General features: G+C 68.7%; 11 protein-coding genes. All 11 read right to left on the bottom strand.

The window, feature by feature from the left end; translation table 11 throughout:
• Entirely contained in the window at positions 1-1863 is a 1863-nt protein-coding gene (gene glmS, locus OVA31_RS19000; RefSeq protein WP_267628154.1) for a glutamine--fructose-6-phosphate transaminase (isomerizing), read from the bottom strand.
• A gap of 23 nt (positions 1864-1886) precedes the next feature.
• The gene (locus OVA31_RS18995) at positions 1887-2759 is read right to left on the bottom strand and encodes an alpha/beta hydrolase (protein WP_267631605.1); all 873 of its coding nucleotides are present in this window, start codon (positions 2757-2759) and stop codon (positions 1887-1889) included.
• A 90-nt stretch (positions 2760-2849) separates the two neighbouring features.
• Entirely contained in the window at positions 2850-3110 is a 261-nt protein-coding gene (locus OVA31_RS18990) for a hypothetical protein (protein WP_267628153.1), read from the bottom strand.
• Between the two features lie 13 nt (positions 3111-3123).
• Positions 3124-4104, bottom strand: coding sequence for a hypothetical protein (locus tag OVA31_RS18985; RefSeq protein ID WP_267628152.1), 981 nt, complete (start codon positions 4102-4104; stop codon positions 3124-3126).
• Positions 4101-4442 carry a hypothetical protein gene (locus OVA31_RS18980; protein WP_267628151.1) on the bottom strand — a complete coding sequence of 114 codons (342 nt, stop codon included), beginning with the start codon at positions 4440-4442 and terminating at the stop codon, positions 4101-4103. The genes OVA31_RS18985 and OVA31_RS18980 overlap by 4 nt, the downstream gene beginning before the upstream one ends.
• Positions 4443-4557: 115 nt before the next feature.
• Positions 4558-5256, bottom strand: a complete 699-nt coding sequence (locus OVA31_RS18975; RefSeq protein ID WP_267628150.1) for an HAD family hydrolase — start codon at positions 5254-5256, stop codon at positions 4558-4560.
• Positions 5253-6593 (bottom strand): phosphoglucosamine mutase, encoded by a 1341-nt coding sequence (gene glmM / locus OVA31_RS18970; protein ID WP_267628149.1) that lies wholly within the window; start codon positions 6591-6593, stop codon positions 5253-5255. Before glmM ends, OVA31_RS18975 begins: the two co-directional genes overlap by 4 nt.
• A 2-nt stretch (positions 6594-6595) precedes the next feature.
• A complete protein-coding gene (rpsI, locus tag OVA31_RS18965; protein WP_267628148.1) occupies positions 6596-7186 on the bottom strand; it encodes a 30S ribosomal protein S9 in 591 nt (196 codons plus the stop codon).
• A complete protein-coding gene (rplM, locus tag OVA31_RS18960; protein ID WP_164307012.1) occupies positions 7183-7626 on the bottom strand; it encodes a 50S ribosomal protein L13 in 444 nt (147 codons plus the stop codon). Before rplM ends, rpsI begins: the two co-directional genes overlap by 4 nt.
• Positions 7627-7802: 176 nt before the next feature.
• Positions 7803-9107: a type VII secretion-associated protein gene (locus OVA31_RS18955; protein ID WP_267628147.1), complete on the bottom strand. Its 1305-nt coding sequence runs from the start codon at positions 9105-9107 to the stop codon at positions 7803-7805.
• A gap of 7 nt (positions 9108-9114) precedes the next feature.
• Positions 9115-13197 carry a type VII secretion protein EccCa gene (eccCa, locus tag OVA31_RS18950; RefSeq protein ID WP_267628146.1) on the bottom strand — a complete coding sequence of 1361 codons (4083 nt, stop codon included), beginning with the start codon at positions 13195-13197 and terminating at the stop codon, positions 9115-9117.
• Positions 13198-13293: the final 96 nt, after the last annotated feature.

Below are 13293 nucleotides of genomic sequence, written 5' to 3'. Positions count from 1 at the left end.
CTACTCGACGGTGACCGACTTGGCCAGGTTCCGCGGCTTGTCCACGTCGTAGCCACGCGTCTGCGCGACGGTGGCGGCGAAGACCTGCAGAGGGATGGTCGACACCAGCGGCTGCAGGAGAGTCGGTGTCTTCGGGATGGGGATCAGGTGGTCGGCGACGCTCGCGGCCGACAGGTCGTCTTGCTCGGCGATCACGATCGTGCGAGCTCCGCGCGCCTGGATCTCCCGGATGTTGCTCACCATCTTGGAATGCAGCAGCGCCCGGCCGTCCGCAGACGGCATCACGATGATCACCGGCAGGCCGTCTTCGATCAGGGCGATCGGACCGTGCTTCAGTTCGCCCGCCGCGAATCCCTCCGCATGCATGTAGGCGAGTTCCTTGAGTTTGAGGGCCCCCTCGAGCGCCACCGGATATCCGACGTGCCTGCCGATGAAGAGAACCGTGTTGTGGTGCGCGAGTGACCGTGCCAGATCCTGGACCGGCTCCATGGTCGTGAGGACTTCCTCGACGGCCTTCGACATCAGCTCCAGCGCGGCGAACTCGCGCGCGACCTCGTCGGCGTACTTGGTGCCACGGGCCTGGGCGAGGGCGAGACCGACCAGATAGGCCGCGACGATCTGCGCGAGAAAACACTTCGTCGATGCGACGCCGATCTCGGGACCCGCGTGGGTGTAGAGCACGGCGTCGGACTCCCGTGGGATCTGCGCGCCGTTGGTGTTGCAGATGGCCAGCACCCGGGCCTTCTGGTCCTTGGCGTGGCGGACCGCTTCCAGCGTGTCGGCGGTCTCCCCGGACTGCGAGATCGCGACGACCAGCGTCGAACGGTCCAGCACCGGGTCGCGGTAGCGGAACTCGCTCGCGAGCTCGACCTCCACCGGGAGCCGCGTCCAGTGCTCGATGGCGTATTTGGCAAGCAACCCGGCGTGATACGCGGTGCCGCAGGCGACGACGAACACCTTGTCGACGTCGCGGAGGTCGTCGTCGGTGAGACGTTGTTCGTCGAGGACGATGCGTCCGCCCTCGAGGTGGCCGAGGAGGGTGTCGGCGAGCGCGGCGGGCTGCTCGGCGATCTCCTTCAGCATGAAGAAGTCGTAGCCGCCCTTCTCGGCCGCGGCGAGGTCCCAGTTGATGTGAAAAGGCTTGCCCGCGCGCGGGTCTCCGTCGAAATCGGAGATCCGGTAGTAGTCGGCGGTGATCACCACGACCTCGTCCTGCCCGAGCTCGACCGCATTTCGGGTGTGCTCGATGAACGCGGTCACATCCGAACTCACGAACATCTCGCCGTCACCGACACCCACCACCAGCGGTGTGGATCGGCGTGCGGCCACGATGGTGTCGGGGTGATCGGAGTGCGTGAAGACCAGGGTGAAGGCGCCTTCGAGGCGACGAAGCGCGGCGTAGGCACTGGAGACGAAGTCCCCGGCGGTGGGGCCGTTCGCGTAGTAACTCTCGAGCAGGTGCACCGCCGTCTCGGTGTCGGTGTCGGAGAGGAACTCGATCCCGGCATCCTCGAGTTCGGCCCGCAGCACGGCGTAGTTCTCGATGATGCCGTTGTGGACCACGGCGATCTTGCCATCGCTGCTCAGATGTGGATGCGCATTGCGATCAGTGGGCTGGCCGTGCGTCGCCCAGCGGGTGTGCCCCATCCCGGTGCTGCCCACCAGGTTGTCCGGGCCGACCGTGGCGATCTGCTTGTCGAGGTTCTCGAGCCGACCGGCCTTCTTCTCGACCACGGTGTTGCCGTGCCCGTCGAGAATGGCCACCCCGGCCGAGTCATATCCGCGGTATTCCATCCGCCGAAGTGCCTCGACCACGATGTCCAGCGCATCGCGCCGACCGACGTATCCGACGATTCCACACATAGACAGTCAGCGTACCTGTGAAGTCAGCTCTTCCGGGTGCGCCGCTTGCGCGGTTTGACCCCGAGCAGGTGTGACACCGGATCCACCGGCTGCACGGGTGGGTCGTCCAGATCGATCACACCCAGTTTGCCCAGGCTGGAATCCGCGTCGGAGAACGCCCGGTACTCGGCGTCGCCGGCCACGGTGTGCAGCAGGAATCCCGTACATGCTGCGCGAACGAGGCCGTGGACGGCACGGTCGGATCCGTTCATCCCGATCAGCGACTTGACCGTCCGACGTTCCAGCAGATCCCGCGCGTTCCCCTTCGGAACAGTGCGCAACGCCACATCGCCCGCGTAGGCCTGTGCCAGGGGCAGTGCGTTGGCCTCCAGTGTGTTGAGTTCACCGGCGCCCGCCACGATCAGTCCGGGCGCGGTGACCAGGCCCGCGGCCGGCAACAACATCGACGTCGTCGGTGCCGGGAACAGTGCGGCGACGCCCGCCACCGCGGGTGCCGGCTGCCCCAGGATCGGTTGATCCGCGGCCGCCATGACGGCGGCAGCGGCGCCGAAACCATGGCCCACGAGTCCGATCCGGTCCGGATCGACGGTCACCGCACCGGATCCGAGGGGGACTCGCGAGACGACCGCGAGGGCCGACCGCAGGTCGGCCGCCAAGCCGACATCGGAGGCGAAGAAGCCGGTGTTGTCGTCCGGCGCGACGGTCACGAAACCCCAGGATGCGAAGTGATAGAGGAGATCCCGGTACCTGCGACTGTCGGCCATCCAGGTGTGTCCGACGGCGATCGCGGGCACCCTGTGCCCCGACTCCGGGGCGAACACCTGCCCGCGCATGCCGACGATCCCGAGATCGCCGCGCAGGACGCGGTAAGGCCCGCGACGCGACAACGGCGCCATCAGCTTGTCGGCGGATCGGGACGGCTTCGCGCCGCGTGTCGTCCGCTGAGATCTCGTCTGCCCTGGTTTCGCTGCCGGCACACCGACAGCCTATTCGTCCGGAGCCGATCGATGTGGACTGGCCTCGGCCACGTCGGCAGGTAACAGTATTCGCGGCGTGGCGGTATCGGCGATGTCTGCATCCGTCTGCAGCTTCGCCCGCAGTCGTTGGTCGGGGGCGGCGTTCGCGGACCGGAAGTCGGCGAGGTCCGACGCGAGACGCCGCTGGGTCGCCGCATACGCATGGGATGCCGCGACCACCTCCGCCGTCGCTCGCCGTGCAACGGCCTCGATCTGATCTGCGAGGTTCACGATCGGCTCGCTCTCATTCGTCGCCGGCCAGAGCCAGGTCGCCCGCCGACGGTGGCGGGGAGCCATGCGTCTGGGGGCCGGCCGGGGCCGCGGCGTCCGGCTCGGGAGCGCGGGTCCTCGGGGCGAGGGCGGCGTCCTCGGCGGGTGGGTCGGCGGGTTCCGGCGCCTGCGATTGCGGTGGATCGCCCGCGGAGTCCGGTGTGAGTTGCAGCGGGACGTCGGGACGATGGCCGGACGGTCTCGGCACGTCGTCGTCTGGCGCCTCGCCACCAGCGGCCGCTTGGCCGGACGTCGTTGCCGCCTGCTCCGGTGTGGCCGTTGTCTGCTCTGCCGGTCGCTGCGCTTCAGGACGGCTTCCGGCCTGCGGGTACGGTTCCACATCCATCGCCTCGGTGACGCGATCGAGATGCTCCAGGATCTCGTCGATCCCGGAGACCGTGGCATGAGCGGTGGTGAAATACAGGCCTGCCCTCGACACGACGTCGTCGATCACGACTGCGGCCGGGAGTTCTCCCGCCACGATCGCTCCGGGGACGGCGGCCACCGGAACACCGGCAACCAAGGGCGACGCCAGTTGGGCGACCGTGAGATACCACGTGCGCAACAGCTGATCGATCCCCGAGGCCGCGGATCCGGTGGCCTCGGCCAGGGTCCGCAACACGTGCAGGTCGGCTTCGGCGCGCCGCTGGTGATCGACCACCGCCGCCACCGCCCGCGCGCCCGATTCGCTCACCCAGCCGCGCCCGAGCCGGACCTGCTGTTCGGGTAGTCGGTGCAGGTGTTCGGCGACGGCACGGTGGGCCGCGTCGAGGCGACGGCTGTCGGCGGCGAGACCCGCGACGTCGAACGACCCGACCCTCCGGAACGGCCTGTGCACGTCGTCCTCACCTGCCGTTTGCGCTCCCAGCGCCGCCCCGAGCGCCAGCACCTCGACCAGATCCTCGATCCCGGAGACGGCCTGGTCGCGCAGCGCCGCAAGCGAATCCCCCGTCACGCGGCACCGGATCCGTCGGCGCGGTGCCGGCCCACAGTGCGGGTCAGGCCGGTCGCGTTGTCTGCATCGGCGGTCTCGATGATCGCGATGCCCCGCCCGAGGGCGTCGGCCAGTCGGTCGGCGGCGTGCGCCTGGTCGGTGAGCCGTTCCGTGATGACGCGGCCCATCTCCCGATACCGCTCGCCCATCTCGCGGTACTCCTCGCCGATCGCCCAGCGACCGAGCTCGTGCGTCCGGATGTCCTCGGCCGCCGAGCCGACGACATCGGCGGCCCGACGATAGAACGCCACCACCTTCGAGACCTCGTCGACGTCGACAGACATCCGTGAATCGGCCATTGGTCCCCCTTCTCGCCCCGCGCGACACGCGTCGCATGAATCCGATCACACGAACACGGGTGTGGCGTCGAAGTTTAGACGCGCGAGGCGCAGGGCCGGTTCCCGGCCGAGAAAGTCAGTTCGGGAGAACCACGCCGTGGTGCGTCACGGCATCGATGAGCGCCGACGGGCGTTCGGCTGCCGGAGCGTCCTGGACCAGTTCGAATGCACAGCCGAGGTGGCGAGCACCGCCGTCGGCCTCCTCGCTGTCCCCCACCATCAGCGCGTCATAGGGCGCGACGCCGAGCGGGTCGAGTGCCGCATGGAAGATCCGCGGGTTGGGTTTGATGGCACCCACCTCATAGGACAGGGCGTACTCGTCGACGAGGTCGGCGACACCGTGCAGCGCGAGCACGGCGCGCAGATCGAAGGCGATGTTGCTGACGACGCCGACGGGGATGCCGGCAGCGCGCAGACCACGCAGCACCGCTTCGGTGTCCGGGAAGATCTGCCACGAATGCGGGTCGAGGACCCTGGCGTAGAGCTGCTCGGCGTGGCCCGGCGCCGTCAGCCCCGACGCGCGCAGCATCGCCAGATATGCGCGCCGATGCTGCTGCGGGTCGAGATCCCTTTGCTCCCAGGCAATCCGGTCGTCATCCTCGATCACCGTCGGCAAACCGACGGGTTGGGTCATCCGTCGGATCAGGACCGCCTGGGCATCGAGGTGCAGCGGGTTGCCGTCCTCGTCGTGCAGGTCGTCGAACCAATCGTCACGTGCCTCGAACCGGAAAAGGGTGCCCGAGAAGTCGAACAGGACCGCTTTCGGAGTGCTCACGAGCCCGCTGCCTCGACCACGTCGGCGATCCGACGCGCCACCGTGCGCGCGGTGTCGGCGGAGCCTGCCTCGACCATCACGCGCACGAGCTGCTCGGTTCCCGACGGACGCAACAGCACCCGGCCGTGGTCGCCGAGTTCGGCCTCCGCGTCGGCGACCGACTGCTTGACCGTCTGCGACTGGGCGACCGCGTGTTTGTCCGCGACCCGGACGTTGATGAGTTCCTGCGGGAGCACCGTCATGATGCTTGCGAGGTCGGCGATGCGCTCCCCCGTCGCGGCCATCTGCTCCATCAGGAGCAGACCGGTCAGGATGCCGTCACCGGTGGTGCCGGAGCCGGGAACCACGATGTGCCCCGACTGTTCCCCGCCGAGTGAATAGCCGCCGCGACGCAACTCCTCGAGGACGTACCGGTCACCGACGGCGGTGGTCCGCAGCGCGATCCCCGCCTCGCGCATCGCGATGTGCAGGCCGAGGTTGCTCATCACGGTCGTGACGAGGACGTTGTCGCGCAGGCGGTCCCGTGACCTCAGCGCGGTCGCGAGGATGGCCATGATGGCGTCCCCGTCGACGACCTGCCCTGTCGAGTCGACCGCGAGGCAGCGGTCGGCGTCACCGTCATGGGCCAGGCCGAGATCGGCACCGTGCTCGAGCACCGCTGCGCGGAGCTTGTCCATGTGGGTGGATCCGCAGTCCTCGTTGATGTTGAGGCCGTCGGGCTCGGCATGGATCGCGATCACCTCGGCGCCCGCGTCCGCGTACGCCTGCGGCGCCAACTCGAAAGCGGCGCCGTGGGCGCAGTCCACGACCACGGTGAGACCGTCGAGGCGATTCCCGATCGACGCGGCGAGGTGCGCACGATAGCGGTCGCCCGCATCGACCGCGTCCACCACACGGCCCACGGCCGCACCGATCGGACGGGCGAACTCCTCGGCCATCGTGGCCTCGATCCGGTCCTCGACCGCATCGTCGAGCTTGTGGCCACCACCGGAGAAGAACTTGATCCCGTTGTCGGGCATGGGGTTGTGCGACGCCGAGATCATCACACCGAAGTCGGCGCGGTAATCGGCGGTCAGGAAGGCGACGGCCGGCGTTGGCACCACGCCGACGCGGATCGCATCGACGCCGGTGGCCGCGAGGCCCGCGCACACCGCGGCCTCGAGCATCTCGCCGGAAGCGCGCGGATCACGGCCGACCACCGCACGCGGACGCGCGTCGCGGGCGCAATCGTGTCCGAAAACAACCGCGGCGGCCGAGGCCAGGCCCAACGCGAGCTCGGGAGTGAGCTCGTCGTTGGCCAGGCCCCGGACGCCGTCGGTTCCGAAAAGGCGTGCCAAGATCAGCGCTTGGAGTACTGCGACGCCTTGCGAGCCTTCTTCAGGCCGTACTTCTTGCGCTCAACGGCACGCGGGTCACGGGTGAGGAAGCCTGCCTTCTTCAGCGCCGGACGATCGTCCGGGGTGACCTCGATCAGCGCGCGGGCGATGCCCAGGCGCAGAGCACCGGCCTGGCCCGAGGGGCCGCCGCCGACGAGCTTGGCGAAGATGTCGAACGACTCGGTGCGCTCGACGGTGACGAGCGGAGCCTTGATCAGCTGCTGGTGCACCTTGTTGGGGAAGTACTCCTCCAGGGTGCGACCGTTGAGCTGGAACTGGCCGGAGCCCGGGACGAGGCGCACGCGCACGACGGCCTCCTTGCGGCGGCCGACGGTCTGGATCGGACGATCGATGACCACCGGACCCCGGGAGTCGGCGGCCGGAGCGGCCTCGACATCGGTGTCGTAGTCGTCGGAAGCGGTTTCGACGGCCTCCACGGCCTGCTCGACAGCGGTCTCGGCGGCGGCGGTGTCGTCACCGACGGCAGCCTGGACCTCTTCGGCGTTCTCCACGGCAGCTTCGACGGCCGGGTCGTTGATGTTCTCGTTCGTCACTGGGCCACCTGCTTGATCTCGAAGGGCACGGGCCGCTGAGCCTCGTGGGGATGGTTCGGGCCTGCGTAGACCTTCAGCTTGGACGCCATGGCGCGACCGAGCTTGGTGTGCGGCAGCATGCCCTTGATGGCCTTCTCGACCACGCGCTCGGGGTGGCTCTCGAGGAGCTCGGCGGTCGTCTGGACCTTGAGCCCACCCGGATGCCCGGAGTGGCGGTAGTTCAGCTTGCGCTCGGCCTTGTTGCTGGTCAGCGCGACCTTTTCGGCGTTGATGATGATGACGAAGTCACCACCATCGGCGTGGGGCGCATAGGTCGGCTTGTGCTTGCCGCGGAGCAGATTCGCGCTCTGCACGGCCAGCCGGCCGAGCACCACGTCGGTGGCGTCGATGACATGCCACGCGTGCGTGATGTCACCGGCCTTCGGGGTGTAGGTGGGCACAGTTGTCCTCAACTCTGTCGATGGGTGCTGGTCAGGTGCCATGACAGAGGGAACTCCCGGCGACCAGTGGGGACCCGGGCCTCGGCTATCTCCTCCCGGTCACCCGGTGTGGAGATGTCACGCACCAGCGGTCCAGACTACGCGAAGGCCCTGATCAGGGTCAAAACGCGTCGCGATCACCGCGGGGCGATCCGCACCGACGACACGGCATGGGCGCATTCGGCGTCCACCGACTCCCCGGCCGTACCCGCCTGGCACCCGACCGACACCTGCAGTCCGTGCTCGACGAGCACGTACCAGCGGATCGCGCTGCCCGACGCGGGCGCCTCGCGATAGCTGATCACCTCACGGCCCATGAACCTCGTGACGGCCGAGAACTCGGTCACCACATCGTCGCCACGCTGGCGGATCCGGTTGCCGAGACTGGTCGCCACCGACGCCAGGGTCGAGTCGGTCCGCACCTCGCTCTGGACCACCAGAATCCGCCGACCGTCCGCAGGGTCGGCGAACACCGAGCGCAAGGGTTCGTCCGTGCCCCCGGCGTCAGGTCGCCCGAGCTCGCTTCGCCGCCAGTCGGCGGGAATGTCGATGTCGGTACGCCCGAGTGTCACCGTCTGCTCGACGGGCGGACCCTCGCCGCCGCGTTGGAGAAAGCCGACCACACCGGCCACCAGCGCCACCCCGACCGCCGCCACCCCCGCGGCCACGATCCACCGGCCGGTGCGACCGCGCGTCGGCCCGGCCGAATCCTGCGCGGGCCGTTCGATCGCACCGATCGGCGGGTCGGCGCCCTCGGGTCGGCCGCTCCGCCATCCGTAGCGTCGGATCAGTTCCCGATCGACCGCCACCACCCGCCCGGCCAGCGCATGCGTGGCGACGACGTCGATCGCCCGGGTCACCTCCGCGGGCTCCGAACCGTCGACGAAGACCGCCTCGACCGAGTCGTCGACGATGGCCTCGGTCCGGCCGGCGACACCGTCGGACTCCGGTTCGAGGACGTCCACGGCCTCGATCTCCCATCCGCCCGACGTGCGACGCAGTCGGGTTACGTCCCACCACGCCTGTCTCGGCCGGGCCGGATCCACCGCCACGCCGGGAAAATGCGTGGTCTCGACGACTGCGCACCGTTGCATCGTCCCGTCGGAGTGGCTCCGCGCGATCAGTACCGCCCGAGGGACGAGGGTGACCGCTGCGCCGAACTCCGCAGTCGCGCGGTCGAGCACCGACGAACGCACACGCCCCCAGGTGCTGGGGTACCCGATCACCATCGGTAGCGGACCATCGGGGCCGGCATCGGGCAGGTGCAGATCGCGCAGTACGGCCTGCCACGCCTGGTGACCGTATCTGCGGGTACCCGCGACCATCACCGTCGGCGCATCGGCCCCCTCCAGCAAATCGGTCACGTCCGCCGATCGCCCACCCGAGACCGACACCTGACCGAAGGCGAGGTCGACCACTGTCGGTCGCAGTGCGGTTGGCATCACCCGATCAGACCTCGGGCTCGACGTAACCGACCTGGATCATCTCCTGCGCCCGCGTCCGCGAGACCAGCTCACCGCGCCCCGGGACCAGTTGCTGCATGCGAACCCGGCCGGTGATGTACCCCTCGTCACGGTCGCCGCTCATCAGCAACATGTCGCAGGAGAGGTCCTTGAGGCGGCCGATCAACGGGTCGAACATCGCCCGCCCGAGGCCGCCCGAGCGCCGGGCCAGGATGATGTGGAAGCCGATGTCGCGGGCCTGGGCCGCGAGGTCGACCAGCGGCAACAGCGGGTTACCCGAGGCGGTCGCGACCAGGTCGTAGTCGTCGATGACCAGGTAGACGTCCGGGCCCGTGTAATAGGAGTGGTCGCGCAGCTGCTGCGGGGTCACGTCCTCGGGCGGCAGTCGGTCGGTGAGGATCTGCGCCAACTGCTGCATCATCGGGATCGCCTTGTTCGCCGAGCTGGCGTAGCCGCCCAGGTGATCACCGTCGATGATGCCGAGCATCGTGCGTCGGTAGTCGACGAACACGACCTTGACCTGGTCGGGAGTCGAATCGCGCACCAGGCCGTGCACGATATTGCGCAACAACGTGGTCTTGCCGTGCTCGACGTCCGCGAACACCATGAAGTGGGGCTGCGTCCCGAAATCGAGGACCACCGGCGCGAGTTCGAGCTCGCCGACGCCGACCGCGACCTGGTTGGCGCCCAGCGCAACACCCTTCGCCGACACCAGGTCGTCGACCTCACGCTGAGGTATCTCCACACCGAGCTTGCGGACGGCCATCGCCGCACGACCGCCATAGCCGCCGGCCAACCTGTCGATCGCGAGTTGCACACCGGCCGGGAGGGATTCGGCCGCGCTGACGCCGTCGAGGCGCGGCAGAGCGACCAGCATGTGCAGCTCGTCGGGGGTCAGGCCACGACCTGGCCTGCCGTGCGGAACCAGCGCGGCTGCGCGGCGCCCCATCTCCGAATCCATTGCGTCGCCGAGCTTCAACTCGATCCGGCTGCCCATCAGGTCCTTGACCGCGGGCCGCACCTCGGCCCACCGCGAGGCGGTCACGATCACGTGCACGCCATACGACAGACCCTGCGCGACGATCGCGTTGATCGGCTCCTCGAGGAAGTCGAGTTCGTTGCGGAGCACACCGATGCCGTCGAGGACCAGGAAGACGTCGCCGTGCCGATCCGCCGCCAGCGGATCGGCCGGATCCGTTCCGCCGCCGGCGAACCACTCCTGACGCCGCGCCCGGTAGTCGCGCATGGACTCGATCCCGAACCGGGCGAACAGCAGTTCGCGGCTGCGCACGATCGCACTCACCTCGGCGACCGTGCGTCGCACCGCGTCCATGTCACCGCGCGAGGCCACCGAACCGACGTGCGGGAGGCCGACGATGCTCGCGAGGCTGCCGCCGCCGAAGTCCAGGCAGTAGAACTGCACCTGCTCCGGGGTGTGAGTGGCCGCGGCCGACATGATGATGGTGCGCAGGGCGGTCGACTTACCGGACTGGGGGCCACCGACGACCGCGACATTGCCTGCCGCACCGGACAGATCGAGGGTGTGGACGTCGCGTCGCTGATCGTAGGGTCGGTCGACCACACCGACGGCGATGCGCAGATCGCCGACATCCGCGGGCACCGACCAGTCCCGACGTCCGACGAGTCCGTCGACGGTCGGCGACCGGTCGAGCGGCGGCAGCCAGACCTCGTGCGCAGCAGGCCCGTGCCCGGCCATCCGCGTCACCAGGGTGTCGAGGAGGGTGGGCACCGACGCCGCGGCCGGATCGTCGTAGACCGGGATGTCGGTGTCCTGCGGCGGTTCTTCGTCCAGGAGGGCCTGCGCCTGGTCGAGCACCGATGAACTCGCCGCGCCCGTGTCCAGCGGTACCGGCAAGGCGGTGAAGACCTTCATCCGCCCGCGCGGCCCGTTGTAGGCCGGGCCCTGGTCGATCACACCGTCGGGCGCGATCGGCGAGTAGTAGGGACCGGACACATACGATGTGTTGAAGCGAACCGGCTCGGCCGAGTCGCATTTCAGGTACGCCGAGCCCGGGACACTGGGCAGGTGATAGGCGTCTGGGACGCCGAGAACCGATCGGGATTCATTGGCGGAGAACGTCTTCAGACCGATCCGGTAGGACAGGTGACTGTCGAGGCCGCGAAGCTTGCCCTCTTCGAGCCGCTGCGACGCCAGGAGCAGATGAATCTGCAACGATCGCCCGAGCCGCCCGATCGCGACGAACAGTTCGGCGAAATCCGGCTTCTGTGCGAGCAACTCGGAGAATTCGTCGACGACGATGAACAGCGCGGGCAGCGGCTCGAGCCGGACGCCCGATGCGCGGGCACGTTCGTAGTCACTGACATTGGCGAAGTTGCCCGCCGCACGCAGCAGTTCCTGCCGTCGATTCATCTCGCCGGACAGCGCATCCTTCATCCGGTCGACCATCGAGAGTTCCTGCTCGAGATTCGTGATGATCGCCGCGACATGAGGTGCCGACTCAAGCCCGAGGAAGGTCGCACCGCCCTTGAAGTCCACCAGCACGAGATTCAGCTCGGTCGGCGAATGGGTGGCGAGCATGGCCAGCACCAGGGTGCGCAGGAACTCGGACTTGCCCGATCCGGTGGCGCCGATGCACAGCCCGTGCGGCCCCATACCGCCGTGCGCGCTCTCCTTGATGTCGAGGTCGACCGGGGTGCCGCTCGGGGTGTAACCGATCGGCACCCGGAGGCGATCTCGGCCGGTACGTCCGCGCCAGTACACCGCCGGGTCGAACCTGGCCGCATCGGTGATGCCGAGCAGAGCGGGCAGACCTGGATCGCTCGAGGTCGCCTCGGACTCCAGGTTCGCCAGCGCCGCAGCCGTGGCCAGGCGGTACCGCGCCATCCGCCGCGCCAGCGTCTCGGCCTCGGGGATCGTGAGCGAATCCATGTCGGCGAACTCCTCGACACCGAAGGCACTGCGGGCAGCGACCTTTCGGTCTCGGACCACCAGCTGCAGGCCGCGGCGCGCGGCCAGGCCGTCCGGCGGGGCCGTCAGGTCGAGGATGGTCACACCCTCCATGCCTGCGTCGTTGATCAGCCGTTCGTCGCCGGCGACATGGCCGTCGTCGAGCACCACGACGAGGTGTGCCCGCCCGGGCGTCGGCGGGGCCGAACGGCTGAAGCGGCCGCGTTCGAGCAGATCGGCCGCCATCGAGTTCTCGAAGTCGGCCAGGGTCGGGTAGATCATCCGCATGGCACCGACGCCGTCCCGCAACGTCGGATGGCCAACGTGTGGAAGCCATTTCGCCCAATCCCACGCCTCGCCCGCAGGGTCCCCGGTGATGACCGCGACGTGCAGATGGTCGGGCCCGTGGAACGCACACAGTTCGACCACCATGGCGCGCACGAGATCTCGGGTCTCCTGTCGGGCGCCTTCGATGTTCACCGCCGGGAAGCCCCGCAACGAGATCGCCGTCGGCAGCCGGTGCACCACGGAGTGGGTCCGGACGAACCGACGCAGGGCGACCATCGACACGGGCTCGATATCCTCGAGCGGCCCGGTCTCCGGTGGCATGAGGCGTGTGGCCAGCCGCTGCGACCCCACCCCCACCCGGACGTGGGCGAAATCGCTGTCGGTCGGTCGCCGCTCCCACATCCGCCGACTGCCCACGATGTCGAGCAGGGCGACCGGATCGGGATGGCTCCAGGTGAGTGCGGCGCGCTGAGCGTCCACGGTCTCGAGAACCTGGGTCCGTGTCTGACCGAGATAGCGAAAGTAGTCCTTGCGTTCCTCGTTCAGTTCGGCGGCACGCTTGCCGCCGCCGCGCCCGCCCGCGGCGAACATGCCGAACATCGACATCAGCATCATCAACGGGAACATCATGAACAGCGGGTTGGACAGGATGTTGCGTCCGCCGGTCGCGAACATCATCGCGATCATGCCGACGACCGCGACCACCATGACCACGGGGAGCATCTTGGTGAGCATGTTGCCCGGGACGACCCTCGGCACGTCGGGCGGCGGCGCGATGTTCAGTTCCCCGCCCGGCGTACGGGGAGGCGTGATCCGGGGACGCCGGACGAACCCCTCCGTTGTTGCCACCACTCGATCTCCCCCCGGACCGACTCCGCGACCCCGAGTTCGTCGGCGCGGGCCGCGCTGCTACACAATTGACGCAGTTCGCTATGTTAACCGCGAACA

The organism is Gordonia sp. SL306, assembly GCF_026625785.1.
Classification (GTDB): Bacteria; Actinomycetota; Actinomycetes; order Mycobacteriales; family Mycobacteriaceae; genus Gordonia.
This window is presented reverse-complemented; position numbering and strand designations above follow the sequence as displayed.

Excerpts from the sequence above, each read along its gene's own strand:
- glmS (WP_267628154.1), bottom strand. The coding sequence starts at position 1,863 with ATGTGTGGAATCGTCGGATACGTCGGTCGGCGCGATGCGCTGGACATC.
- OVA31_RS18995 (WP_267631605.1), bottom strand. The coding sequence starts at position 2,759 with ATGGCGCCGTTGTCGCGTCGCGGGCCTTACCGCGTCCTGCGCGGCGAT.
- OVA31_RS18980 (WP_267628151.1), bottom strand. The coding sequence starts at position 4,442 with ATGGCCGATTCACGGATGTCTGTCGACGTCGACGAGGTCTCGAAGGTG.
- OVA31_RS18955 (WP_267628147.1), bottom strand. The coding sequence starts at position 9,107 with ATGCCAACCGCACTGCGACCGACAGTGGTCGACCTCGCCTTCGGTCAG.